The organism is Dietzia sp. NCCP-2495 (assembly GCF_026011735.1).
Taxonomy (GTDB): Bacteria; Actinomycetota; Actinomycetes; order Mycobacteriales; family Mycobacteriaceae; genus Dietzia.
The window spans coordinates 173,960-197,531 of the sequence record NZ_BRVN01000001.1 but is presented as its reverse complement, the minus strand read 5'-3'; the positions used below and the strand labels follow the sequence as shown (position 1 = coordinate 197,531).

The following is a 23,572-nucleotide window of genomic DNA, read 5'->3' as shown; positions in this document are numbered from 1 at the left end:
GTTCGGTCACGGGCGCCTGGCCCGTTCCGCGACAGCCCTGAGGATCCGCACCGAGTGCTCTGCCGCGGCCATGCGTGACCGTGCGGTCCGGTTTCCGGCGGGAACGGCGGTCAGTGTGCCGACCGCGTACTCGTGGCTCTGCCAGTCCCTCTTGTACCTGCTCCGGCCGATGAGGAGATCCACTCTGGTCACATCGACGTCGTCGTGCTGGTCACATACCGCTTCGATGAGCAGGTGGCCGGGGCGGGACCGGCCCCGGTCGGGATCGAACCGGGTGAACCACAGTTCGGCCGTGTGGCCGGTGCGCAGCGTGGCGAAGTGGGCGCCCCAGATGCCGCCAAAGGTGCCACCCCACAGCAGGAGATGTCCGTCAGCGGCCTCCTGACGGAGAAACTCTCTGGTGAACTGGTCATGTGGGGGCGCGCACAGATTGAGCCGGTCGTCCCCCTCGTCGTTCTGGGCGGCCGCTGCGGTAGCGACGATGTCGTCCCAGCGCGCATCGAGTTCTTCAGGCGTTCGGACCGTCTCCACCTGAAGACCGGCTCCTTCACGTTCCAGCTTGCGCCGGGTGGACGCCGCGCGGGAGAGGGTGGATTTGCTGCGTAGGTCCGCGGCGCGGGTGCCGACCGGCAGCTCGATCACCGGACAATGATCATCCGGATCGAAGGTGGAGTCCCAACCCGGATCACGGTGGACCGCGGTGACCAGCGTCGATGAGGCCGGGAGGTGGGTCAGCTCGAGTACCGCGCCGGTGGTGGCGAGTCCGGAGACCAGGTCCGTCAGTGCCTGTTCGTCGGTTGCTAACGCCTCGGAGACAGTACCCAGGCCATGGCCGAGGAGTCGCAGGACCGGAACCCCGAATCGGCGGCGTTCGTGCAGCGGGAGGAGGGCGACCAAACGGCCATCACGGTGCACGGTGGCGATCCGAAGCGGACCGCGGGCGAGATGTCGGTGCCAGGACAGTCCGTAGCTTGGACGGGAAGCGAACCTGGTCCCGACCTGTTCGGCGAGTTCGGCCCAGTCGGCCCGCAGCTGCTCATCAACGGATGTACGGAGGTCGAATGTCATGAGATCGACTCCGTGATTCGCGTGGCGGTGGCCTCCTGCAGTGCCCGGACGAGCCGGTCGGCGGAATGGACCATGCTGTAGTTGTCGCGCACGTGCGCGAAACCCGCCTCGCCCATGCGGCGGCGCAGGGCCGGGGCTGAGACCAGCGTGTCCAGAGCTGACGCGACCGCGTCGCGGTCGGCGCCGTCGACGAGCAGACCGCTGATCCCGTCCCGGACCATCTCGGGAACGGCGCCGCCGGGGTGGGCGATGACGGGCAGTCCGGCGGCGGAGGCCTCGAGGACGACGTTGGGCGCCTGATCAATCGTCGACGGAAAGCACATGATGTCCGACCCGGCGAGTAGGTCCCACAGTCGGTCGTCGCCCGGCGTCAGGTCGTTCACGACCTGCAATCCCGGTTCTTCGGGGACGGGGTCGAGCGTGACCAGCAGAAGGTCCGCCCGCTCGCGGAAGGAGTTCCGCCACACGTCCAGGAGGAGGGATCCCCCTTTTCGTTCCATCGATGTCCCGAGAAAGACGATGGTGGGACGACGATCTTCCGGGCGGTCAGGAAGCCCGGCGATGAGGTGGGGCGACCAGATCCCCATCCGCAGGAGAGAGACTGACTCCGGCGGCACCGAGTAGTCGGGCGACGTGAGCGAATCCACGACGGGGGCCGCATTGGCCAGGATGTGATGGGCCGCGTGCAAAACCGGGCGTTCAAACGGCAGGATAGCCCGGCTGCTCAGTGGGGTGAAGCGGGACGGGGTGCGGTAGGGGATGCTGTAGGCGTTGCGCAGTCCGGTGCTGTCGGTCGTGATGACGGTCGGGACCGACTTCAGGATTCGGGCACCTCCGAGCATGCAGTTCTGCGTGTAGAGGTGAACGGCGTCGATGTCGCCCCGGCGCAGACGGCGTCGGACACGCTTGGTGACGGACCACGAGTGGACGAGCTGGCCGCGGAGCGGCTGGAGATCGAGATCGAGCCGGGCAAGCCCCGGTATCGGAGCCCGGAGCAGTCGGCCGGGCAGGCCTGGCCCATGAGCGTCAAGAAACTCCGCCTCGATATCCGGGCGGGCGGCCAGGACGCGGCGTAGCGCATGGTGAACGGTCGCGTGGCCTCCGATGTTCTCGTTGACGAACAACGCCCGTAGCGGCCGAACCGGTTGGTCCTCGATCCGCAGTCCCAGCCTGGCGCGCAGCGTGTCGGCCTCCTGCCGGATCAGGCGGACCGCGGACCGGCGGGTGTCTGGGCGGTATAGGTTGTGATCCCCCTGAGGGGAGGGGATGCGCTCGATTCGACCGTCGAATCCGCGCCGCCGTAACCGGCGCAGCTCGGCGTCGCCGCGTTGGATCGTGAAGTGGTCATCGTCCTCTGGGGTCAGCGCAACGACCGTGCGGACGCCGGCGGAGTGCAAGTCGGACAGGAGGGGACCAGGGACCTGAGTGAAGCCCCGTCGCCCGAGTTCTCGCCATGCCGGATACGGCAGGAGGCGACGGGCCAGTGGTTTGAGGCGCGAGGTCCCAGATTCGGTGGCCGGGGGGATCTGGTTCTCGAGGTCGTATCCGTGCCGGAGGAGGAACTCCTTGGTCACGGGCTCACGGACCCGTGACCACTGGATCATTCCGAACAGCAGGGCGGTCCCGGCTCCGGCCCGGATCGCCGACTCGGCGGACATCCAGGCACCAGAGCACAGTCCGACCACCATCAGGGCTCGTCTCGGTAGGCCGAGGGCATGCAGCGCATTAACGGCTTCCTCACGGGAAGCGTGCGAGTAGAGCACCGCGATCTCGCCGGGGACGACCGCGCCGGCCTCGCCTCCGCCGGTCTTGTCGAAACGGAAGCAGGCCAATCCGTTGCCGGCGTTCTCGCGGGCTGCCTCCACCCAGGCCCGTGTGGGACCCCATGAGGGCTCGTTGGCGGTGGACTGGAACACGACGCCGCCACGTGTGGGCTCGCCCCGGACCCGGGTCGTCACCAGCGGAAGCCCGGACGGGGTGAGGGTCGACAGTTCCTCCTCGATCACCGAACCGTCCGGTCGATGACCCACGACCGCCGTCAGGCGGATGTCGGGGACGAAGTCCGAATACGAATCGGCGGGGAGATGAGGCAGGTCGGTGCGGTCGGCGAGGGCGGAGAGGTGGTTGACGAGGAGGTCGATGTCAGGCTCGGGCACGTGGTGGATGAAGGCCAGCGGTGCGACGAACAGCTCACACTGGGCGAGCTTCACCGTCCGGGTGTCGGGACCTGTGAGCTGCCCGAGTGTCGGGGTGGACAGGTCGTCGGACCGTGCGGCGAGGAGGTCTACCCCGACTTCCGTAGGCCAGGCGGCGGACTTGATTTGTTTGGCTGTGGCTACAGAGAAGTGGCCGCCGGGGACGGACACCCCGGGGTCGGTCGGGTCCTCGCCCACGATCAGACGGTACTTGGCAGTCTGCTCCCGGAGAAATCGACGGCCCGTCAGCGGCGGGTCCCACAGTGCGAGGGACGTCCCCGTCACGGCGCCGGAGGCGATCGCCGATGCGGCGATGAGTGCGCCCGCCCGAATGCCGAGCACGATCACGTGCGACGCCCCCTGGTTCCGGAGGAACTCTACGGCTGTCGCGAGGCCGTCACGCCATTCGTCCCACGCGGTGTCCGACAGCTGGTCCCCGGTCGACGAGCCCGTCCCCGGATGGTCGTACCGCAAGGTGGCGAATCCCTCGCGGGCGAGCCGGCCCGTGAGCGCGCGTGCACCGCGGTACGTGGTGACCTGCTCGATGCCGAGGGAGGCAACCACCACGACACCGGCTCGGATACGACGATCGGTGGGGTACTCGAGGACCCCGAACAGGGAGGCATCGCCCGGGCCGAACCAGGTGGCCTGCGATGTGGACGCACCCGTCACGGGAACAGGGTCTCCCGCACAGTAGCCGGCCACTGTGCCGGGTCTGTGCCGTGAACCGACAGGAGGGCAAGGGTGATCCGCTCCAAACCGAAGCCGACACACGCGCTGTGCGCGGTTGACCCGTCCGGCAGGGTCAGGGAGAAGTTCCGCCCGAAGTGGTCCTCCGCGAGATTGCACGAGGCGATCGCGTCGGCGGGATGGTCGTCCCCGTAGACATGCACGACGAGCTCGGTCTTGAGGTTGTTCGAGAGCTGTCCGTTGGCCAGGAGCTTGCCCGCACGTCCGAAGAACGGATCGTTGGCGGCGACGGCCTCCACTTCGAGCCCCAGACCGGACAGCAGTCCTTGGGCCCGCCCGACCCAGGCTGTCCGGAACTCTGCAGCCTCCGAGGGGGTGCCGATCCGCACGAACTCGTGCATCCGGAACGCCTGCATGCGCATCGGGTCCGGCGACGGTTCGTGGCGGAAGCAGTATCCGTTCACCTCGGCCGCGATCCCGCCCTCGGGAAGCTGCTGTGGGATCGCCCCGTAGAGCGGGTGACACGCAGAGGAGACCATGACGGTGTCGCCCGGGGTCAGGTGGTGATCCCAGGATTCGTCGGCTGCCCGCCGGGCCAACAGCGCCCGGTGATCCGAGCTCGACCCGGTGAACGTGTGGACGAGCCCGGTGAGATCCGGGAAGGACTCGATGTAGTCGGTCTTGTCGTACACGTCGCGAGGAAACACCGGGGGAAATCGATACAGTCGGTATCCACTACCCGCAGGAGTCAGGTCGCTGGCAGCGTGTCCATCTCGAGTGATCAGGTGATCCACCGCGTCGAGGATGCGCTCAAACTCGGCACCGCGGGCGTAGAGGCCGTCCAGTCCGGTGTCGAAGAGCAGCCCGGCCTCGACGAGTTCCCGCCTGAACTGATCGTGGAGCGTGTCGATCGAGGTCATGAAGGCGCAGTCCACCTCTCGTGTCCGGGCTGAGGCCACCCACGAACCGTTCGTGCGATGCCGGGAGGGTCGTTGACTCACCCGTATGCCCGCAGGGGATGCTACCCAACTGGTGATCATCGTCTCGGCCCTGCGAGTTCGCCGATATGGTTTTGGTCACAAGGTCCGGTGATGACAGCCGGTTTCCGAGTGGGATTCGCTGTGGCAAGTGCGCCTGCGTGTCGCCGAATTGCGCTGTCGGCAAGGGCTTGTCGGCGAAAATCCGATCGCCCGGCAGCACCTCGCGGCGCAGTCGTGATTCCCGGCGCAGACCCCGATGAGCGCGGTGTGAGTCTTCTTACCCTTACTGGCGGGTAACAAAACCGTCCACTTGCACTATTACTAGACAGTGTCGACGGGCCAAAGGGGAGGGCATGAACGATCTGCAGGGAGCCGAGGACCGAGTCCGGGGGGCACTCAATACCGCTCTGGCCGGGAAAGTTGATCTCAGCGGACTTGGCGCGTCCGACAACCTCTTTGATGCGGGAATGACGTCCCATCAAACCGTGCAGGTGATGCTCGCACTTGAAGACGAATTTGACGTCGAGTTCCCTGACGATCGTCTGAATAAGGCCACCTTCTCCAGTATCGGGTCGATGGTCGAAGCGCTGAAGGACCTCGCATGAGCGTTCCCGCCCCTACCCGTGCCCTGGCTGACTCCCGTGAGGACGCAGACACGCGAGTAGGCGCTCCTGATCGAGCAACCGACTCCGCACCACTACGCGACTCCACATGGGGTGTCGATGCCACGGCCGACCAAGCGCGGGCGACCGTCACGCATCGCTCACCGTGGGTTCGTCGGATTCGGTTCCTGCTCGTCACCCCGCGCTACCGCTTCGACGTGTGGCACCGACTCGCGGACGCGATCGCCATCGTCGTCATCGCCTTGCTGTTTCTTCCGGAGCGGCCGTGGTTGACCGCGTCGGCGCTGATCGTCGCGATCATGTTCTCGCCCACGCTCTACAGACATCGCCTTACCGTCTCCGTCCTCGACGATCTGCCCCGGGTCGTGGTGGTTGGTACGGTCCTGTCCGTGTTCGGCGCGGTCGTCTCGAACGCCGGGATGAACCTGTTCAGCCTCATGTACTTCACGGCAGTGGTGGTGACGACCCTCGTCATCACGCGCATGGTCGTGGCGCCACTGTTGAGGTGGAGTCGGCGGCGCTACAGAGCATTCCGCCATCGCACCATCATTGTCGGAACCGGTTCCACCTCGCTGGACCTGGCCCGCACGCTCCGGGAACGTCCTGACTTCGGTCTTTCTCCGGTCGCACTTGTCGACGCTGACCGGACTGCTTCCGCCAGGCGCACGGCCTTCGAGATGGGTATTCCGCTCGAGAACCCGAGCGCCGGTCTGGTCGAGGTGATCCGTCGCCATCGCGTACGCACCGTCATCATCGGCTTCGGTGCCTATGACGATCGCGAACTGCTGAAGATGCTGACCGAGTGCGACCACGAGGACGCGGAGGTGTTCATCGTCCCGCGGCTGTTCGACTACCTGAATGTCGAGGGCCGGATGGATCGCATCAACGCGCTCCCACTGATCCGCGTAAAGCGGTCGGCTCACCGCTCGGTGTGGTGGAAGTTCAAGCGGCCCATGGACGTACTGCTGAGTGGCCTGGCACTTGTCCTGCTCTCACCGCTGTTCCTGGCCATTGCTCTCGCAGTCAAGCTCGATGACCGGACTGCTCCCGTCCTGTTCCGACAGATCCGTATCGGAGAGGGCGGACGCGAGTTCGAGCTGCTGAAGTTCCGGTCAATGCGTCCCGCGGACGAGAACGAGTCCCAGACCCGTTGGAACATCGCTGGTGACCCGCGAATCTCGCCGCTCGGTGCGTTCCTCCGTAAGTCGTCCCTGGATGAGATCCCCCAGATCTATAACGTCTTCCGCGGCGACATGGCCCTGGTGGGACCGCGCCCGGAGCGGCCGCACTTCGTCGAACGCTTCAGTGGCGAGTACCGCGGCTACGCCGCTCGGCACCGGGTTCCGGTGGGACTCACGGGATGGGCGGCGATCAACGGCCTCCGCGGTGACACGAGCATCGCCGATCGGGTGATGTTCGACAATTTCTACATCGAGAACTGGTCGCCCTGGATGGATATCCGGTCGATCCTGCTGACATTGCTGGTCGTGATCAAGGGCACTGGTAAGTGACCGGACGCGGCCGGACCGTGGTGTGGGGCGCCCTGGCGCTCCGGCCGGGCGGGAGCGGAGTCCAGACCTACCAGCGCGAGCTCATCCACGCCACCTCCGCTCTGCATACCGGACGGCGGTTCGCCGCGGTCGTGCAGGCCGATGCGGTGGATGAGCTCCCCGGTGCGGTTGCCGCGATCCGGAGACCGGTCAGCAGTGGGGCGGCGCGTGCGTTGCACGGGCTGCGAGCTGTTACCGGCGCCGATGTCTTTCATTCCCTCGATGTTGACCTACCGCTCGGTCAGCGCGGCGCCACGGTGAGCACAGTGCACGACATGTCGGTCTTCGACACCCCCTGGGCATTCGGGGAGGTACGGGCCGGGGGCGAGCGTGCGCTGCTTCGTCGATCGATCCGGCGCGCGGACGCGGTGATCGCGGTGTCACAGTTCACTGCGGAGCGAGTGCTGGCGTTGACGGGCCGACACGCCACGGTCACGCCTCTGGCGCCGGCGGGATGGGTGCGGGTCCCCGAGGACCACGAGGTCGACGCGGTGCGGGCGAAGTACGGTCTCCCCGAGAGGTTCATCCTGCAGCTCGGCACCCTCGAACCGAGAAAGAATCCGCACGTGGTGGCCGAGGCGGCCCGGGAGCTCGGAATTCCGATGGTCCTCGGTGGCGCCGGAACCGATGGACCCGACCGGCCGTCGGGCTCGATCGGGCTCGGGTACGTCGACGGGGTTGACGTCCCCGCTCTGTATCGCGCGGCCACCGTCGTGGCATACGCCTCACGCTACGAGGGTTTTGGACTACCGCCACTCGAGGCTATGGCGTGTGGTGCTGTGGTGGCCGCCAGCGCAGTCGGAGGAATCCCTGAGTCTGTCGGCAACGGCGCGGTCGTGGTGCCCCGTGACACAGTGGAGAACTGGACATCGGTGCTCCGGGAACTGGTCGAGGACTCAGGCCGGCGATCCGAGCTTCGCCGCGCCTCTGAGGATGTCGTCGGCATGCGGACGTGGGCGCATGTCGCAGGGGAGACCCTGTCTGTATACGAGTCACTCTCGTCGGGAGGATGAGTACGCCATGAGCACCGGATCGATCGTCTTGGTCAACGCGACGGGAATCCGGTCGGGCGCCGAGAACGTGCTCGTCGATGTGGCCCACAGCCTCGACACCGCCGGACGCGACATCATCCTGGTCAGTCCACCGGGCCCGCTCGTGGACGCCTTTCCTGCCCGCACCCGTCATGTCTCCATACCCACTCTCGGGCTCGAGGGCCGGGGTGGTGTCGGTCGACTGGTTGGGATCGCCCGCGTACTCACCCGCTGGATTCGTGCCGGGCGCATCCTGAGCTCGGTGACCGGTGAGGACGACGTCGTCGTCGTCAATTCTCTTTTCGCCCTGCCTGCGCTACCCGCAGCGTTCCCCCGGGCGCGTCGATCCGGCGTGACTACCTGGCTGGCCCACGACACGGTCGTCAGCCGTAAGCAGCGCGTCGCCGTTGCCGCCGGGGCGGCGAGGCTACGGCGAGCCGTCGCGGTGTCCGAGGTGACCGCCTCGGCCATTCGGTCCCAGGTCGCTGACGTGGTGGTCCGCCCCAACGGGGTGTCCATCCCTCACGACGTGACCGGCACCGCCGACCGTGCTCCCACGGTGGGGATCCTCGCCGCGCTCACACCGTGGAAGGGGCAGGACATCCTTCTCGAGGCGATCGCGCGGTGCCCCGGGGCGACGGTAGAGATAGCCGGGGGCGCGCTGCCGGGGGAGGAGGCGTACTCCCGGGACCTGCACGAGCGGGCGGACCGGGACGACCTGCGGGGTCGGGTCCGCTTCCTGGGCCACGTCGACAGGTCTGAGGTACTCGGTCGCTGGGCGATCGCCGTCTCGGCGTCCGTGCTTCCGGAGGCCGGACCGTTGGGTGTGCTTGAATGCATGGCCGCCGGGCTGCCGATAGTTGCAACGGACCACGGGGGAGCGGCGGAGTACCTGTCAGGCGGCGCTGGAGTTCTTGTGCCCCCGGGCGACCCCCACTCGCTCGCCGAAGTGATCTCTGCGCTTCTGGCGGACCCGGAGCGCCGGGACCTGATTGCTGAGACGGCACGGGCGCGGGCGCGAACAGAGCACGACATCAGCCACACGCTCCCGGCGATGGTGAAGGCACTCACCGAGGCATGACCTGGATCGGCAGGGCGGAGCTGCCGAGCAGTGGTGGCGGTTGGCGAGAGCTGAAAGCGCGGGCTCCCGCGGCAAGTGATGGCGAAACGACAGCCGCCCCCCGGGCCTGAAGCCGGGGGGCGGTATCTGTGGTGCGCGATACTGGGATTGAACCAGTGACCTCTTCCGTGTCAGGGAAGCGCTCTCCCGCTGAGCTAAACGCGCAAGCTCTCCGACCGACTCTCGTCGGCCGTGGAGGTGGAGACGGGAATCGAACCCGTGTTGACGGCTTTGCAGGCCGCTGCCTCACCACTCGGCCACTCCACCGCTAAAGGTATCGAGCCTGGTGAGGACAACCTGACTCCTCGATCCCTCCGAGCGGATGACGGGATTCGAACCCGCGACCCTCACCTTGGCAAGGTGATGCGCTACCAGCTGCGCCACATCCGCACCGCGTTCCGGTTCGCTCTGGGCTCTCCGGGCTGCGAGAAAGAACATTAGCCGACGCCGAACTAAGAACACAAATCGGGGGTCGAAAATACCGTTTCATCTGTGTGAACGTCGACCAAGGGGCAGGTGGGCCGTGGTCGTCATCAATGTGGATTCCCGTCGGCGGTGATCGTTGCCGTCAGGCAACCGGCAGGGGAGCCGGCCAGTTCGGATTCCGACCCGGCCGCAGGACCCCACACCCTCTTCTGGAGGCGGCCTCGGACGCTGGTCGGGGCCCGAATTGGGGACCGGGTCCCGGCTTGCTACAGTGTTCCAGTGCCGAGGCGGAGAGCCACGGCACAGGCGAGGTCCTATAGCTCAGCGGAAGAGCGCTCCGTTCACACCGGAGAGGTCACTGGTTCGAACCCAGTTAGGACCACCAGCAGTTCGAGAAGAGCCCCTCCCGGGTCTCCCGGGAGGGGCTCTGTCGTTGCCCGGCGGGAAGTCGGGTCCCGGGAGCGCGACGGCGGTACGAGTGCGACGCCCGGGCGGGTACTTCTCAGGTCTCTCAAGCGTCGGCGCCGGTGAGAGCCTGATTGAGAGCGTGGGAGAACACCTCGACCGGCTGGGCCCCGCTCACGGCGAGACGTCCCTCGAAGACGAAGAACGGCACGCCCTGGACACCTATCCCGCGGGCGATCTCGATATCTTTGGCCACCGTGTCGGCGTAGCCCTTGCCTGCGAGTAGATCTTCTACAGCCTCGGCGGGAATGCCCGCGTCGATCCCGATGTGGCGGAGGACCTCAGGGTCCGAGATCGCCTGTCCGTCCGTGAAGTGCGCCTTCCGCAGCGCCTCGTCGACCTCGTTCGCGCGGCCGTGCTCGGCGGCGAGGGCCGCCAACCGGTGTGCGTCGTGGCTCGAGCAGACCTGGGAGGACCGCCAGTCGTACTCGAGTCCGAGCTCGGCGAACCGTGCTGCCATCTGTTCCTGGCTCGCCTCCGCGTCCGCAGTGGACATGCCGTATTTGCGGGCGAGCATCGAGGCACTGCTCTCGCCCGTGGTCTCGCCGGCGATCACCGGCGCGGACGGGTCGAGCTCGTAGGCGCGCCAGACCACGGAGACGGGAACTTCGGGGTTCTCCGCGCGGAAGGTCTCGAGAGCTTTCTCGAGGTGACGTTTTCCGATCCAGCAGAAGGGGCACATGACGTCGGACCAGATATCAATTCGCATAACCGGTGCAACGCCGCAGGGTGATCCGGGATTCCTCGACGGCACGGGTAGCATGGACCGGCCCCGGTCCGTCCGCGATCCGGGACGCACCCCCCGGGTGACCTGTCGTCGCCCCCTGTCCACACCGAGGAGATCGCAGCCCGTGTCCGAGAACCGCATTCCGGAAACCGATGTCGACGTGACGGGTGCGGCCACCGTGACCACCGTCATCCCCGCGGGCGAGCCGGTGGGTAAGATCCTCGCCGAGCGTGAGCTCCAGTCCAAGAGCGGCCCCGAGACGATCGTCGTGGTCCGCGACCCCGAGGGTCGACTCCGCGACCTGTCCTGGGTTCCGGAGGTCGACACCGAGGTGGAGTTGGTCCGCGCGGATTCCGAGGACGGTCGGTCCGTCATCCGTCACTCCTGTGCCCACGTACTGGCGCAGGCCGTGCAGGACAAGTTCCCCGAGGCCAAGCTCGGTATCGGCCCGCCGACCGAGAACGGCTTCTACTACGACTTCGACGTGGCCGAGCCCTTCACGCCCGAGGATCTCAAGGACCTCGAGAAGCGGATGAAGAAGATCATCAAGGCCGGTCAGCGCTTCTCGCGGCGCGAGTACGCCACGCTCGACGAGGCCCGGGCAGAGCTGGCTGACGAGCCGTACAAGCTCGAGCTGATCGAGGACAAGGGCCGAGCGGATGCGGGTGACGCCGACGGCGCGGAGGCGCTCGAGGACTCGGAGATCATGGAGGTGGGCGCAGGGGCGCTCACCGCGTACGACAACCTCAACCCGCGGACCGGCGAGGTGATCTGGTCGGACCTGTGCCGCGGTCCACACGCCCCGACGACCAAGTTCATCCCCGCGTTCACGCTCACCCGGTCGTCGGCCGCCTACTGGCGAGGTGACCAGGCCAACGCCGGTCTCCAGCGCATCTACGGCACCGCGTGGGAGTCCACAGAGGCGATGGATCTCTACCTCGACCGCCTCGCCGAGGCCGAGAAGCGCGATCACCGTCGCCTCGGCACCGAGCTCGACCTGTTCAGCTTCCCCGACGAGATCGGCTCGGGATTCCCGGTCTTCCATCCGCGCGGCGGCATCATCCGCAACGAGATGGAGCAGCACTCGCTCAAGCGGCACCTCGCCGCAGGGTACTCGCTGGTCAACACCCCGCACATGACCAAGGGCGACCTGTTCCGCAAGTCGCAGCACCTGAGCTGGTACGCCGACGGCATGTTCCCGCCCATGATCGTGGACGCGGAGTACGACGCCGAGGGCAAGGAGACCAAGCCGGGCCAGGACTACTACGTCAAGCCAATGAACTGCCCGATGCACAACCTCGTGTTCGACTCGCGCGGCCGCTCCTACCGCGAGCTCCCGCTGCGGATGTTCGAGTTCGGCACCGTCTACCGCTACGAGAAGTCGGGTGTGATCCACGGACTGACCCGTGCCCGCGGCTTCACCCAGGACGACGCGCACATCTACTGCACCGAGGAGCAGATGGAGGGCGAGATCGCCTCGGTGCTCTCGTTCATCATCTCGCTGCTCCGCGACTACGGTCTGAACGATTTCTATCTCGAGTTGTCCACCAAGGACCCGGAGAAGTACGTGGGCGGTGACGAGCTGTGGGAGCGGGCGACCGAGACCCTGCGTCGCGTGGCCACGAACTCCGGTCTCGAGCTGGCCCCGGATCCGGGCGGGGCGGCCTTCTACGGCCCCAAGATCTCCGTCCAGGCACGTGACGCGATCGGCCGGACCTGGCAGATGTCGACCGTGCAGCTCGACTTCAACCTGCCCGAACTGTTCGACCTCACCTACAACGCCGCCGACGGTTCCCGCAAGCGTCCGGTGATGATCCACCGGGCGCTGTTCGGGTCGATCGAGCGCTTCTTCGCGGTCCTGCTCGAGCACTACGCGGGTCTGTTCCCGGCGTGGCTCTCGCCCGTGCAGGTCGTGGGCATCCCGGTGGCCGAGGCCCACGAGAAGCACCTCGAGGACATCATCGACGAGCTGCGCGGCCGCGGTATCCGCGCGGAGCTCGACCTGGCCGACGAGCGGATGCAGAAAAAGATCCGCAACCACACCACCGGCAAGGTCCCCTTCATGTTGCTCGCCGGCGACCGCGACGTGGAGGCCGGCGCGGTGAGTTTCCGGTTCCCCGACGGGACGCAGCTCAACGGGGTGTCGCGTAACGCGGCGATGGACAAGATCCAGCACTGGATCTCGTCGCGTCGGAACGACACCCCCACCGCGGAGCGGATGTGACGGGCGGCGGTACCGCCCCCGCCGAGACCTACCGCCAGGTCGGCGTGGGGGAGGACACCCTCCAACTGCTGTGGGCGCCGTATCGGATGTCCTACATCGCGGAGCCCAAACCGACGCCGGCCGAGGGGATGACCGGGGAACCGTTCCTGGATATCCCCCGGATGAGCGACGAGGACGGACTGGTGGTCGCCCGTGGCGAGCACGTGTACGTGGTCCTCAACCTGTTCCCGTACAACCCGGGTCACTCGATGGTGGTGCCGTACCGGAAGGTCGCGAACCTGGAGGATCTCGACGACGACGAGTCGTGGGAGCTCATGGCATACACGCAGCGGTTGATCCGGGTCATCAAGGCGGTCTCGGCACCGGACTCCTTCAACGTGGGACTGAACCTCGGTGGCGCGGCCGGTGGGTCGTTGTCCGATCACCTGCACCAGCACGTGGTGCCGCGGTGGATCGGCGACGCCAATTTCATCACGGTCACGGCGGGGACCAAGGTCCTGCCGCAGTTGCTCCGGCAGACCCGGCAACTGCTCGCCGATGCGTGGGACACTGCGGCATCGGGCGCCGACGCCACCGGCGTCTCCGACACAGCCGACGCCTCTGACACCAACTGACTTTTCACTAGCGGGGAGAACAATGCTCAGCGAGATCGGCCGTCCCGGGGTGACGAAGGTGGCCCATCCGTTCGCCACCTTCCTCGTCCGCCTCGGCGTGACCGCCAACGGGATCACGCTCACCGGACTCGTACTGACCTGTGCCGCGGCGATCTGGCTCTTCGGCACCGGGCAGCTCGTCGCGGGGGCGATCGTGATCGCGCTGTGCACACTCTTCGACCTGGTCGACGGCGCGGTCGCCCGGGCGAGCGACGGCGGCTCACCCTACGGCGCCCTGGTCGACGCGGTGTCGGACCGGGTCGCCGACGGGGTGATCCTGGGTGCTCTCGTGTGGTGGATCGTCGCCGAGGAGCCCGGGAACGCGTACACGCTGGTCATGCTGTTGGCCTGCATGGTGCTCTCCCAGGTGGTCTCGTATTCCAAGGCCCGGGCGGACGCGGGAGGACTGCGCACTCCGGGCGGTCTCATGGAACGTGCTGATCGACTCGTCCTGATCCTGCTCGGTGCGGGCCTGGAGGGGCTCGGCGTGCCGTGGGCGATCGAGGTCTCGGTGACGGCCGTCTCGGTGGGCAGCCTGATCACGGTCGTCCAGAGGGTGTGGGGCGGCCGCGCCGACTACCTGTCCCGAGCCCGTGACTCGGCGGTGTCGGGTGCTGCGAACGGTTCGGGTTATGGCGGTACCGCGAAGCCGGTGGGGGACCGATGAGCCGGTTCGGGGAGCGTCTGGCCGATGCCGGCTACGCCGCTGGGTGGGCCCTCGTCCGGGGTCTGCCCGAAGGAGTGGCGCGCGCGGCGTTCCGGACCGGGGCCGATCTCGCGGCGCGGCGCCAGGGGCCGGACTCACAGCTCCGCAGGAACCTCGCCAGAGTGCTCGACGTACCGCCTGCAGAAGTACCGGACGAGCTCATCCGGGATTCGCTGCGCTCCTACGCACGCTACTGGCGCGAGGCGTTCCGTCTGCCGTCGATGGACCGCGAAGCGGTCGCCCGCGAGATGGACCGCACGATCAGCGGGGTCGAACATCTCGACGCGGCGCTGGCCGGAGGCCGTGGGGTCGTGGTGGCACTCCCGCACGCGGCCAACTGGGACCTCGGGGGAACCTGGCTCGCACGACGCTACGGCGGGTTCGCCACGGTGGCCGAGCGGCTGAAACCCGAGTCCCTGTACCAGCGGTTCCTCGACTACCGCGAAAGCCTGGGCTTCACCATCTACCCGCTCACCGGCGGGGACAGACCGCCCTTCGAGGCGCTGCGCGAGCACCTGGCGGCGGGCGAGATCGTCTGCCTTCCGGGGGAGCGGGATCTCCGCGAGACCGGGGTCCCTGTGACGTTCTTCGGCGAGCCCACCCGAATGCCCGCCGGAGCTGCCAAGCTCGCGGTGGCCACGGGCGCACCGCTGCTCGTCGCGCACTTCTGGTACGAGGACGAGGACACGATGCGGGTTCGGGTCACGCCGCCGATCGACGTCTCTGGAGGCGTCGAGTCCGCCGTCCAGGCACTGGCTGACGAGTTCGCCGCGGGTATCGCCGAGCATCCCGCGGACTGGCACATGCTCCAGCCGCTCTGGCTCGACGACCTGTCCGCCCGGCGGCGCACACGATTGGAGGGCTGATCGGCGCCATGCGCATCGGCATGATCTGCCCCTACTCGTTCGACGCGCCCGGCGGAGTGCAGGCCCATGTCGTGGACCTGACCCGGGAGCTGCGTCGGCGAGGGCACACGGTCCGGGTCCTCGCGCCGGGACGTCCCGAGCACGCACCGATCGAGGGGATGACGCTCACCGGTCCCGGCATCGCCATCCCGTACAACGGCTCCGTCGCCCGGCTGAGCTTCGGCCCAGCCACCTGGCGGGCGACCCGTAGATGGCTCCGGGCAGAGCCGCTGGACGTGCTGCACATCCACGAGCCCAACGCACCCGGTGTCGGGATGTTCGCCCTGGCCATGTGCACCGGACCGATCGCCGCGACGTTCCACACCTCGACCACCAGCTCGATGCTGCTGGAAGCCAGCGACGGGGTCCTCGCGCCCCTACTGGAGAAGATCCGCGGCCGCATCGCGGTCTCGGCACTCGCCCGACGCTGGCAGATCGAGGCGCTGGGATCCGACGCGGTCGAGATCCCCAACGGCGTGGACGTCTCCGCGTTCTCGGAGGTCGACGCCCGTGCCGAGATCGCCGACGTACCGACCATCAGCTTCCTCGGCCGGTTCGACGAACCCCGCAAGGGGATGGACGTCCTCGTCCGCGCACTACCCGCAGTGCTCGATGCCGTCCCGGACCTACGGTTACGGATCATGGGTGACGGGGACTCCGACGCGCTCCGGGCACGACTCCCGCGCGGGTTGCAGGTCGAGTTCCTCGGCCGCGTCGACGACACACGCAAGGCCGCGGTCCTGGCGGCGTCCGACGTCTACTGCGCGCCGAATACCGGAGGGGAGAGCTTCGGGATCGTCCTGGTCGAGGCGATGGCCGCGGGAACCGCCGTGGTGGCCTCCGACCTCGACGCGTTCCGCCGGGTCCTCAGAGACGGCGACTGCGGCGCGCTCGCGACGGTCGGTGATCCGGAATCCCTCGCGACCGCACTGACCCGGGTCCTGGTCGATGCCGGCGTCCGTGATGAACTCCGTGCCCGTGGTCGACAGGAGGTGCGGGACTACGACTGGCCCGTCGTCGCGGACCGTGTGATCCGGGTGTACGACACGATCCGCGGACCGGGGGAGACGCTCCATGTCAGGTGAGCTCGTCGGCCTCATCGTCGTCATCGCCGTCGTCGTGGTCATCGCACTGACCACGGCCTACCTGACCGCCCATCGACTCGACCGGCTGCACATCCGCACCGACCTCGCCCGCGCGGCGCTGTTCGGCCTCCTCCAACGACGCCACACCCTCGGCGCCGCGATCGCCCGCGACCTCACGGTCACCGACCCGGGCACCGCCGACACGCTGACCGACGCACTGAAGGACGCCCGCGCACACCCCCCGGAAGCGGTGACCGGACACGATCCCTCGCCGACTCCACCTTCTCGCCGGAGGGAAACCCTCGCACCGACGGTCGACCGGACCCCGCCCGGGACGGAGTCCACCCCGGACGCCGAAGCGGCCGAGAACCGGCTCGGGGTGGTGCTGGCGGGTATCGCGCCGGGCGCTCTCGATCCGGATCTCGCCGACGAGCTGGTGGACGTCACCGACCGGTTGTCCATGGCCAGGCGCTTCTACAACGACGCCGTCCGCGACACCCGTGCCCTGCGCGAGAACACGGTCGTCCGGGCACTGCGCCTCGCCGGTCGTGCCCCCATGCCCGATTACGTCGAGCTCGTCGACACACCGCTGTCCGGTACCTGACCACCTCCACTGGCGGACGGCAGTTGGGGAGTCCCGGTGCCGGAGACCTACACTGGGAGGCATTACACGTCGTCTGAGCCAGGAAGGCCTATCTCGTGAGCGAGCCCCAGTCCACTGAGAACACCACCGGAACCGCACGCGTGAAGCGGGGAATGGCAGAGATGCTCAAGGGTGGCGTCATCATGGACGTCGTGAACGCCGAGCAGGCGAAGATCGCCGAGGACGCCGGCGCGGTGGCCGTGATGGCCCTCGAGCGCGTCCCCGCCGACATCCGTTCGCAGGGTGGCGTGGCCCGCATGAGCGACCCCGACCTGATCGACGGCATCATCGAGGCCGTCTCCATCCCGGTCATGGCCAAGGCCCGAATCGGCCACTTCGTCGAGGCGCAGATCCTCCAGTCGCTCGGCGTGGACTTCGTCGACGAGTCCGAGGTCCTCACCCCGGCCGACTACACCAATCACATCGACAAGTTCGACTTCACCGTCCCGTTCGTCTGTGGCGCCACCAACCTCGGCGAGGCCCTGCGCCGCATCACCGAGGGCGCGGCCATGATCCGCTCCAAGGGCGAGGCCGGCACCGGTGACGTCTCCAACGCCACCACCCACATGCGCCAGATCCGCCAGCAGATCCGCGCGCTCGCGAGCCTGCCCTCCGACGAGCTGTACGTAGCCGCCAAGGAACTGCAGGCCCCGTTCGAGCTCGTCAAGGAGGTCGCCCGGACCGGCAAGCTCCCCGTCGTGCTGTTCACCGCCGGCGGTATCGCCACCCCGGCCGACGCCGCGATGATGATGCAGCTCGGCGCCGAGGGCGTGTTCGTGGGCTCCGGCATCTTCAAGTCGGGCAACCCGTCCGACCGCGCCAAGGCGATCGTCAAGGCCACCACGTTCCACGACGACCCGGAAACCCTCGCGAACATCTCCCGTGGCCTCGGTGAGGCCATGGTCGGGATCAACGTCGACGAGATCCCCGAGCCGCACCGCCTCGCCGAGCGCGGCTGGTGACCACGCGCGGGGCGGCGGTCTGACCAAGGATCCGCGCCACGCGCACCCCGCGCCGGAACCCACCCGCCCGGGCCACGCCGAGATCCTCGGTCGTGACCCGGGCGGAGTCGTCTGGTCGGGGCGGGAAGCCGCAGGGCTACGATCGATCCATGAATCCCCACCGCACACTGACCCCTGAACCGGGTCCGGTCCGGGCACCCTCGGGTGGCGAGACCGAGCACTTCCACGAGGCCGCGGTACTCGACTATCAGGGACGGTGACCGGCGTGGCCAAGATCGAGGACATCCTCAACATCGAACGACTCGACCGGGACCTCTACCGTGGTCCCGCCATCAGCACCCACCTGCAGCGCACCTTCGGTGGCCAGGTCGCCGGACAGACCCTCACCGCGGCGGTACGGACGGTCGACGACGACAAGCACGTGCACTCGCTCCACGGCTACTTCATGCGGCCCGGGATCCCGGACGTGCCGACGATCTTCCAGGTCGACCGCCTGCGGGACGGCCGGAGTTTCGCCACCCGCCGCGTCACCGCGATCCAGGAGGGCGAACCGATCTTCTCCATGTCCGCCTCCTTCCACCTGGTGGGCCAGGACGGTATCCAACACCAGGATCCGATCCCTCGGGTGATCCCTCCGGAGGAGGTGGTGGCTCCGACGTATGAGGACCTGGACGAGACCCACCGTGTGTTCGTCGACGAATGGGCTCAGTGGGACATCCGGATCGTCCCCCGGGACCGCCTGGAGACTTCCTCCGCGCTGGCTGCACAGCAGCGGGTCTGGTTCCGCTGTGTGGACGCACTGCCCGACGACCTGAACTTCCATGTCTGCACCCTGGCCTACATGTCCGACATGACGTTGCTCGGCTCGGCCAAGATCCCGCATCCTGACGAGCCCACCCAGGACGCGTCCCTCGACCACGCGATGTGGTTCCTCCGGCCCTTCCGCGCCGACGACTGGCTGTTGTACGACCAGACCTCGCCGTCCGCCTCGGAGGGCCGGACACTCACACAGGGTCGGATCTTCGACCGGTCCGGGAATCTCGTGGCCGCCGTGACCCAGGAGGGCCTGTCCCGTCGACTCCGACCCGGAGCCCAGCCCTTCCCGGTGGACCTGTCCGGCGCCGGCGACACGCCCGGCGGGACGCCTCAGCCGACCGCGACCGACAAGGACACGACCCGATGACAGACGCCACGCCGACGATCGGCGTTCTCGCCCTCCAGGGCGATGTGCGAGAGCACATCCGGCACCTCGAGGCCGCTGGTGCCCGTGCGGTTCCCGTGCGACGGCGAACCGAGCTCGACGCGGTGGACGGGCTCGTCCTGCCCGGTGGTGAGTCCACCACGATGAGCCGGCTTCTCGACGTGTACGAGATGTACGAGCCCGTGGCCGCGCGGATCACCGCGGGGATGCCCGTGTACGGGTCCTGCGCAGGGATGATCCTGCTCGCCTCCGAGGTCGTTAACACCCGCGCGGACGCGACCTGGTTCTCCGCGATCGACATGTCCGTGCGCCGGAACGCCTTCGGTCGACAGGTCGAGTCGTTCGAGGCCGACCTCGTGGTGGACGCGTTCGGGCCCGAGCCGCTGCGCACCGTCTTCATCCGCGCCCCGTGGGTCGAGCGTGTCGGTCCCGACGTCCAGGTCCTGGCACAGGTGCGGGCCTCGGACGACCGCGAGCACATCGTCGCGGTGCGCCAGGGCAACGCACTGGCGACCTCGTTCCATCCCGAGGTCACGCCCGACGTCCGGGTCCACGAGTACTTCCTCGACATGGTCCGCGCCGCGACCTCGTAGACTAGGCGGTCAGCGACAACTCGCACCGGCACGCGCACACGCGCGCCCCGGCCCCAGACACCCCCGGAGGGCGGAACTTCACATGGCAGGCCATTCCAAGTGGGCCACCACCAAGCACAAGAAGGCGGCGATCGACGCCAAGCGGAGCAAGCTCTTCGCCAAGCTTGTCAAGAACATCGAGGTGGCGGCCCGCACCGGCGGAGGAGACCCCGCAGGTAACCCCACGCTCTACGACGCCATCCAGAAGGCCAAGAAGAACTCGGTCCCGGCCGACAACGTCGAGCGCGCGCGCAAGCGCGGCGCCGGCGAGGAGGCGGGCGGCGCAGAGTGGGAGACCATCATGTACGAGGGCTACGGCCCGGGCGGTGTGGCCATGCTCATCGAATGTCTGACGGACAACCGCAACCGTGCCGCCGGTGAGGTGCGCACCGCGATGACCCGCAACGGAGGCAACCTCGCCGATCCCGGCTCGGTCGCGTACCTGTTCACCCGCAAGGGCGAGATCGTCCTGGACAAGGGCGAACTCACCGAGGACGACCTCCTCATGGCCGTTCTCGACGCGGGCGCCGAGGAGGTCAACGATCTCGGCGAGCAGTTCGAGGTGGTCTGTGAACCCACCGATCTGGTCGCGGTGCGCACCGCGCTCCAGGATGCGGGGATCGACTACGAATCGGCAGAATCCGGCTTCCGCGCCTCCGTCGAGGTGACCGTCGACGCGGACGGCGCTGGCAAGGTGTTCAAGCTGATCGACGCCCTCGAGGACTCGGACGACGTCCAGAACGTCTACTCGAATGTCGACATTCCGGAGGACGTGCTGGCGGCCCTCGACGCGTGACCGCCGGACCGCTGGTAGGGTCTCGAACGTAGGTTCTACCAGTGGTCGGGGAGAGGTCGCGATGCGTGTCATGGGAGTGGACCCGGGTCTCACCCGGTGCGGGCTCGCCCTCATCGAGACCAAGCCCGGACGCTCGGTCGTGGCGTTGGACGTGGATGTGGTGCGGACGACCGCAGACGAGCCACTCGAGCACCGCCTGCGGGCGGTGCACACCGTGGCGGAAGAGTGGATGGAGATCCACCGGCCGGACGTCGTCGCGATCGAGCGCGTCTTCGCCCAGAACCAGGTGTCCACGGCGATAGGCACCGCCCAGGCCGCCGGAGTCGTGGCGCTGGCGGCGGCATATCGGGACATTCCGGTCGCCTTCCACACTCCCTCTGAGGTGAAGGCGGCGATCACCGGCAGCGGTCGCGCGGACAAGAAGCAGATGACGTTGATGATCACGCGGATCCTGGGTCTACAGAAGCCACCTAGCCCGGCGGACGCCGCCGACGCACTGGCACTCGCCGTGTGTCACAGCTGGCGCGCTCCCATGCAGGGACGTGTCGCGGCACAGGACCAGGCGGTCGCCCGCACCCGCGCCGGATTCGAGGCCAAGGTCGCAGCGGCACGCGCGTCCGGGGCGACTAACGGACATCGGGCAGGTGGTTCCGCCGCTGATCAGGAACGAGCTCGGGCCGCCGCTCGGGGGATGGCTCGAACGAAGGGAGTTCGCTGGTGATCGCGTCCATTCGGGGGACCGTGACCGAGATCGGTCTCGATCGATGCGTGGTGGAGACAGGGGGAGTGGGCGTTCTCGTCCATGCCACCCCCGCCGCCCTGGCGGGCCTCAGGCGCGGTGCGGAGGGGATGCTCCACACCGAGCTCGTGGTACGGGAGGACTCGCTGACCCTCTACGGATTCGACTCGGTTGATGCGCGCACACTCTTCCTGACCGTCCAGACGGTCTCCGGCGTGGGACCACGGCTGGCTCTGGCGATCATCGCCACGCTCGAGCCACCGGACCTGATCCACGCTCTCGGAACCGGCGACGTCAAGGCACTCACCCGTGTTCCCGGAGTCGGTAAGCGGACGGCGGAACGCATGGTGCTCGAGCTCAAGGACAAGGTCGGACCCGTCTCCGCTGACGGTCCCGCTACCGGATCCTCCGGTGCCACCGCGGTACCGGCGGCCACGGAGGTCGCCGAAGCGCTCGAGGGACTCGGCTTCTCCGCGGCGGAGGCGGAGAAGACCGCGACGGCGGTTCTCGCCGCCCAGCCGGAACTCGGCCCGGCTGAAGCACTTCGCCTGGCACTCCGCTCTCTCGGGAAGCGCTGATAGTGGACCGGTCAGACGAGATGGAGGCAGGCGCCGACGGCGAGCTCTCGGCCTCACTCACCCCGTTCGACACTGATGTCGAGGGCGCCCTCCGCCCCCGGAGTCTCGGTGAGTTCATCGGCCAGGAGACAGTCCGGGAGCAGCTCGACCTGGTCCTGACCGCGGCCACTCGACGGGGGGTGGTGCCGGATCATCTGCTTTTCTCCGGCCCTCCCGGACTGGGCAAGACCAGTCTCGCCATGATCGTCGCGGCCGAGCTCGGCGGGTCACTGCGGATCACGTCCGGTCCCGCGCTCGAGCGACCAGGCGACCTCGCGGCGATGCTGTCGAACCTCATCGAGGGCGATGTCCTGTTCATCGACGAGATCCACCGCATCGCCCGACCTGCAGAAGAGATGCTCTATCTCGCCATGGAGGATTTCCGGATCGACATCATGGTCGGCAAGGGGCCTGGCGCCACCTCGATCCCACTTGAGATCGCGCCGTTCACCCTCGTCGGCGCCACCACGAGATCCGGCGCACTGACCGGCCCACTCCGTGACCGGTTCGGGTTCACGGCACACATGGACTTCTACACCGACGATGATCTGGCGAGGATCGTCACGCGCGCCGCGGACATCCTGTCGATCCCCGTGGATACAGACGCCGCGCTCGAGATCGCCCGACGCTCGCGCGGTACCCCTCGAATCGCGAACCGCCTCCTGCGCCGTGTGCGTGACTTCGCTGAGGTCCGTGCTGATGGACACATCACGGTGCCCGTGGCCCGTGCCGCACTCCGGGTCTACGAAGTCGACGATCTGGGCCTCGACAGGCTCGACCGCGCGGTGCTCAGGGCGCTCCTGGTCCAACACGAGGGAGGTCCCGTCGGCCTGAGCACCCTCGCTGTGGCGGTGGGCGAGGAGGCGAGCACCCTCGAGGAGGTGTGCGAACCGTTCCTCGTCCGAGCGGGACTCCTCGCACGTACCCCGCGTGGACGGATCGCCACAGCCGCGGCGTGGGACCACATGGGGCTCGATCGGCCACATCGCGGTACCACACAGACCGCACTTCCGGTTGATATCGACGGGGGACCCGACACGACACGGTGAGTCACGGACTGGCAAGCTCGGACGGTAGCGTCCGGCACTCGCGGACACACCGATAACAACAGACGCAGGGCCTGCAACATGACCGGGTCCACGCCAGGAGGACCCCATGGGACTTGAGCTACTACTCCCGCTGATGATCATCGCGCTGATCGTGATGATGTTCCTGCAGAGCTCGAAGCAGCGGAAGGCCCTGAAAGCCGTGCAGCAGATGCAGGACTCCCTCGTCGTGGGCGATCGCGTCCTGACCACCTCCGGCGTCCACGCACAGGTCGTCGCGGTGAACGAGGACACGATCGATCTCGAGATCTCTCCCGGGGTGCGGACCCGGTGGGACCGCCGCGTGATCCGCGAGAAGATCGACCCGGCCCCCACGTCGGGCACCGAGGCCGGGACCGACAGCGGAACCGACAGTGGGACCGATGCGTCGGGTTCTCAGTAAGGCCGGATCCGGCAGTAGGGTGGGAGGGCCGTCCAGTCCCAGGCCC

The 23,572-nt window shown here is 67.8% G+C and carries 22 protein-coding genes and 4 tRNA genes; 19 read left to right on the top strand and 7 right to left on the bottom strand.

Annotated features, from left to right (window positions below; all coding sequences use genetic code 11):
• Positions 1 to 6: 6 nt before the first annotated feature.
• The 3 genes from OPF83_RS00925 to OPF83_RS00915 are packed head-to-tail and all read right to left on the bottom strand — an operon-like array spanning position 7 to position 4,873.
• Entirely contained in the window at positions 7 to 1,068 is a 1,062-nt protein-coding gene (locus OPF83_RS00925) for a GNAT family N-acetyltransferase (protein WP_264885330.1), read from the bottom strand.
• A complete protein-coding gene (locus OPF83_RS00920) occupies positions 1,065 to 3,935 on the bottom strand; it encodes a glycosyltransferase (RefSeq protein ID WP_264885329.1) in 2,871 nt (956 codons plus the stop codon). Before OPF83_RS00920 ends, OPF83_RS00925 begins: the two co-directional genes overlap by 4 nt.
• Positions 3,932 to 4,873 (bottom strand): amino acid--[acyl-carrier-protein] ligase, encoded by a 942-nt coding sequence (locus OPF83_RS00915; protein WP_264885328.1) that lies wholly within the window; start codon positions 4,871 to 4,873, stop codon positions 3,932 to 3,934. Before OPF83_RS00915 ends, OPF83_RS00920 begins: the two co-directional genes overlap by 4 nt.
• Positions 4,874 to 5,286: 413 nt before the next feature.
• Between OPF83_RS00915 and OPF83_RS00910 the strand changes: the two genes are divergently transcribed.
• Genes OPF83_RS00910 through OPF83_RS00895 form a run of 4 tightly spaced genes read left to right on the top strand, consistent with a single transcriptional unit; the run spans position 5,287 to position 9,218 of the window.
• Positions 5,287 to 5,538 (top strand): acyl carrier protein, encoded by a 252-nt coding sequence (locus OPF83_RS00910; RefSeq protein ID WP_264885327.1) that lies wholly within the window; start codon positions 5,287 to 5,289, stop codon positions 5,536 to 5,538.
• Positions 5,535 to 7,067, top strand: coding sequence for a sugar transferase (locus tag OPF83_RS00905; protein WP_264885326.1), 1,533 nt, complete (start codon positions 5,535 to 5,537; stop codon positions 7,065 to 7,067). Before OPF83_RS00910 ends, OPF83_RS00905 begins: the two co-directional genes overlap by 4 nt.
• Positions 7,064 to 8,119: a glycosyltransferase family 1 protein gene (locus tag OPF83_RS00900; RefSeq protein ID WP_264885325.1), complete on the top strand. Its 1,056-nt coding sequence runs from the start codon at positions 7,064 to 7,066 to the stop codon at positions 8,117 to 8,119. Before OPF83_RS00905 ends, OPF83_RS00900 begins: the two co-directional genes overlap by 4 nt.
• Positions 8,120 to 8,126: 7 nt before the next feature.
• Positions 8,127 to 9,218, top strand: coding sequence for a glycosyltransferase family 4 protein (locus OPF83_RS00895; protein ID WP_264885324.1), 1,092 nt, complete (start codon positions 8,127 to 8,129; stop codon positions 9,216 to 9,218).
• 129 nt (positions 9,219 to 9,347) lie between these two features.
• Here the strand turns inward: OPF83_RS00895 and OPF83_RS00890 are convergent.
• The 3 genes from OPF83_RS00890 to OPF83_RS00880 form a co-directional block, all read right to left on the bottom strand.
• Positions 9,348 to 9,422 (bottom strand) — tRNA-Val (locus OPF83_RS00890).
• Between the two features lie 28 nt (positions 9,423 to 9,450).
• Positions 9,451 to 9,524: transfer RNA gene (locus OPF83_RS00885), tRNA-Cys, on the bottom strand.
• Between the two features lie 50 nt (positions 9,525 to 9,574).
• Positions 9,575 to 9,647, bottom strand: a tRNA-Gly gene (locus OPF83_RS00880).
• A 346-nt stretch (positions 9,648 to 9,993) separates the two neighbouring features.
• Between OPF83_RS00880 and OPF83_RS00875 the strand changes: the two genes are divergently transcribed.
• Positions 9,994 to 10,068, top strand: a tRNA-Val gene (locus tag OPF83_RS00875).
• Positions 10,069 to 10,194: 126 nt separating this feature from the next.
• Here the strand turns inward: OPF83_RS00875 and OPF83_RS00870 are convergent.
• A complete protein-coding gene (locus OPF83_RS00870; RefSeq protein WP_264885323.1) occupies positions 10,195 to 10,857 on the bottom strand; it encodes a DsbA family protein in 663 nt (220 codons plus the stop codon).
• 142 nt (positions 10,858 to 10,999) lie between these two features.
• Here OPF83_RS00870 and thrS point away from each other — a divergent pair, with 142 nt between their 5' ends.
• From thrS to yajC, 14 genes are all read left to right on the top strand, one after another.
• Positions 11,000 to 13,099 (top strand): threonine--tRNA ligase, encoded by a 2,100-nt coding sequence (thrS, locus tag OPF83_RS00865; RefSeq protein ID WP_264885322.1) that lies wholly within the window; start codon positions 11,000 to 11,002, stop codon positions 13,097 to 13,099.
• An 86-nt stretch (positions 13,100 to 13,185) separates the two neighbouring features.
• Positions 13,186 to 13,713 carry an HIT domain-containing protein gene (locus OPF83_RS00860; RefSeq protein ID WP_264885550.1) on the top strand — a complete coding sequence of 176 codons (528 nt, stop codon included), beginning with the start codon at positions 13,186 to 13,188 and terminating at the stop codon, positions 13,711 to 13,713.
• 22 nt (positions 13,714 to 13,735) lie between these two features.
• Positions 13,736 to 14,419, top strand: coding sequence for a phosphatidylinositol phosphate synthase (gene pgsA / locus OPF83_RS00855; RefSeq protein WP_264885321.1), 684 nt, complete (start codon positions 13,736 to 13,738; stop codon positions 14,417 to 14,419).
• Positions 14,416 to 15,324 (top strand): phosphatidylinositol mannoside acyltransferase, encoded by a 909-nt coding sequence (locus OPF83_RS00850; protein ID WP_264885320.1) that lies wholly within the window; start codon positions 14,416 to 14,418, stop codon positions 15,322 to 15,324. The genes pgsA and OPF83_RS00850 overlap by 4 nt, the downstream gene beginning before the upstream one ends.
• 8 nt (positions 15,325 to 15,332) lie before the next feature.
• Entirely contained in the window at positions 15,333 to 16,448 is a 1,116-nt protein-coding gene (locus OPF83_RS00845; RefSeq protein WP_264885319.1) for a glycosyltransferase family 4 protein, read from the top strand.
• Positions 16,438 to 17,052 carry a LemA family protein gene (locus tag OPF83_RS00840; protein WP_264885318.1) on the top strand — a complete coding sequence of 205 codons (615 nt, stop codon included), beginning with the start codon at positions 16,438 to 16,440 and terminating at the stop codon, positions 17,050 to 17,052. The genes OPF83_RS00845 and OPF83_RS00840 overlap by 11 nt, the downstream gene beginning before the upstream one ends.
• A 95-nt stretch (positions 17,053 to 17,147) precedes the next feature.
• A complete protein-coding gene (gene pdxS, locus OPF83_RS00835) occupies positions 17,148 to 18,053 on the top strand; it encodes a pyridoxal 5'-phosphate synthase lyase subunit PdxS (RefSeq protein WP_264885317.1) in 906 nt (301 codons plus the stop codon).
• A gap of 265 nt (positions 18,054 to 18,318) precedes the next feature.
• Positions 18,319 to 19,236, top strand: a complete 918-nt coding sequence (locus OPF83_RS00830; RefSeq protein ID WP_264885316.1) for an acyl-CoA thioesterase II — start codon at positions 18,319 to 18,321, stop codon at positions 19,234 to 19,236.
• Entirely contained in the window at positions 19,233 to 19,847 is a 615-nt protein-coding gene (gene pdxT / locus OPF83_RS00825) for a pyridoxal 5'-phosphate synthase glutaminase subunit PdxT (RefSeq protein ID WP_264885315.1), read from the top strand. Before OPF83_RS00830 ends, pdxT begins: the two co-directional genes overlap by 4 nt.
• Before the next feature lie 82 nt (positions 19,848 to 19,929).
• Positions 19,930 to 20,682 (top strand): YebC/PmpR family DNA-binding transcriptional regulator, encoded by a 753-nt coding sequence (locus OPF83_RS00820; RefSeq protein ID WP_264885314.1) that lies wholly within the window; start codon positions 19,930 to 19,932, stop codon positions 20,680 to 20,682.
• 61 nt (positions 20,683 to 20,743) lie between these two features.
• Positions 20,744 to 21,403, top strand: a complete 660-nt coding sequence (locus OPF83_RS00815; protein ID WP_264885313.1) for a crossover junction endodeoxyribonuclease RuvC — start codon at positions 20,744 to 20,746, stop codon at positions 21,401 to 21,403.
• Positions 21,400 to 21,999 (top strand): Holliday junction branch migration protein RuvA, encoded by a 600-nt coding sequence (ruvA, locus tag OPF83_RS00810; protein WP_264885312.1) that lies wholly within the window; start codon positions 21,400 to 21,402, stop codon positions 21,997 to 21,999. Before OPF83_RS00815 ends, ruvA begins: the two co-directional genes overlap by 4 nt.
• A 20-nt stretch (positions 22,000 to 22,019) precedes the next feature.
• Positions 22,020 to 23,087, top strand: coding sequence for a Holliday junction branch migration DNA helicase RuvB (gene ruvB, locus OPF83_RS00805; protein ID WP_264885549.1), 1,068 nt, complete (start codon positions 22,020 to 22,022; stop codon positions 23,085 to 23,087).
• Positions 23,088 to 23,193: 106 nt separating this feature from the next.
• Positions 23,194 to 23,526, top strand: coding sequence for a preprotein translocase subunit YajC (gene yajC / locus OPF83_RS00800; RefSeq protein WP_264885311.1), 333 nt, complete (start codon positions 23,194 to 23,196; stop codon positions 23,524 to 23,526).
• Positions 23,527 to 23,572: the final 46 nt, after the last annotated feature.

What these genes read in the sequence shown, in the direction of transcription:
- OPF83_RS00925 (WP_264885330.1), bottom strand. Translation starts at nt 1,068, where the DNA reads ATGACATTCGACCTCCGTACATCCGTTGATGAGCAGCTGCGGGCCGAC.
- OPF83_RS00915 (WP_264885328.1), bottom strand. Translation starts at nt 4,873, where the DNA reads ATGACCTCGATCGACACGCTCCACGATCAGTTCAGGCGGGAACTCGTC.
- OPF83_RS00910 (WP_264885327.1), top strand. Translation starts at nt 5,287, where the DNA reads ATGAACGATCTGCAGGGAGCCGAGGACCGAGTCCGGGGGGCACTCAAT.
- OPF83_RS00905 (WP_264885326.1), top strand. Translation starts at nt 5,535, where the DNA reads ATGAGCGTTCCCGCCCCTACCCGTGCCCTGGCTGACTCCCGTGAGGAC.
- OPF83_RS00895 (WP_264885324.1), top strand. Translation starts at nt 8,127, where the DNA reads ATGAGCACCGGATCGATCGTCTTGGTCAACGCGACGGGAATCCGGTCG.
- OPF83_RS00870 (WP_264885323.1), bottom strand. Translation starts at nt 10,857, where the DNA reads ATGCGAATTGATATCTGGTCCGACGTCATGTGCCCCTTCTGCTGGATC.
- OPF83_RS00860 (WP_264885550.1), top strand. Translation starts at nt 13,186, where the DNA reads ATGTCCTACATCGCGGAGCCCAAACCGACGCCGGCCGAGGGGATGACC.
- pgsA (WP_264885321.1), top strand. Translation starts at nt 13,736, where the DNA reads ATGCTCAGCGAGATCGGCCGTCCCGGGGTGACGAAGGTGGCCCATCCG.
- OPF83_RS00850 (WP_264885320.1), top strand. Translation starts at nt 14,416, where the DNA reads ATGAGCCGGTTCGGGGAGCGTCTGGCCGATGCCGGCTACGCCGCTGGG.
- OPF83_RS00845 (WP_264885319.1), top strand. Translation starts at nt 15,333, where the DNA reads ATGCGCATCGGCATGATCTGCCCCTACTCGTTCGACGCGCCCGGCGGA.
- OPF83_RS00840 (WP_264885318.1), top strand. Translation starts at nt 16,438, where the DNA reads ATGTCAGGTGAGCTCGTCGGCCTCATCGTCGTCATCGCCGTCGTCGTG.
- pdxT (WP_264885315.1), top strand. Translation starts at nt 19,233, where the DNA reads ATGACAGACGCCACGCCGACGATCGGCGTTCTCGCCCTCCAGGGCGAT.
- OPF83_RS00820 (WP_264885314.1), top strand. Translation starts at nt 19,930, where the DNA reads ATGGCAGGCCATTCCAAGTGGGCCACCACCAAGCACAAGAAGGCGGCG.
- OPF83_RS00815 (WP_264885313.1), top strand. Translation starts at nt 20,744, where the DNA reads ATGCGTGTCATGGGAGTGGACCCGGGTCTCACCCGGTGCGGGCTCGCC.
- ruvB (WP_264885549.1), top strand. Translation starts at nt 22,020, where the DNA reads ATGGAGGCAGGCGCCGACGGCGAGCTCTCGGCCTCACTCACCCCGTTC.
- yajC (WP_264885311.1), top strand. Translation starts at nt 23,194, where the DNA reads ATGGGACTTGAGCTACTACTCCCGCTGATGATCATCGCGCTGATCGTG.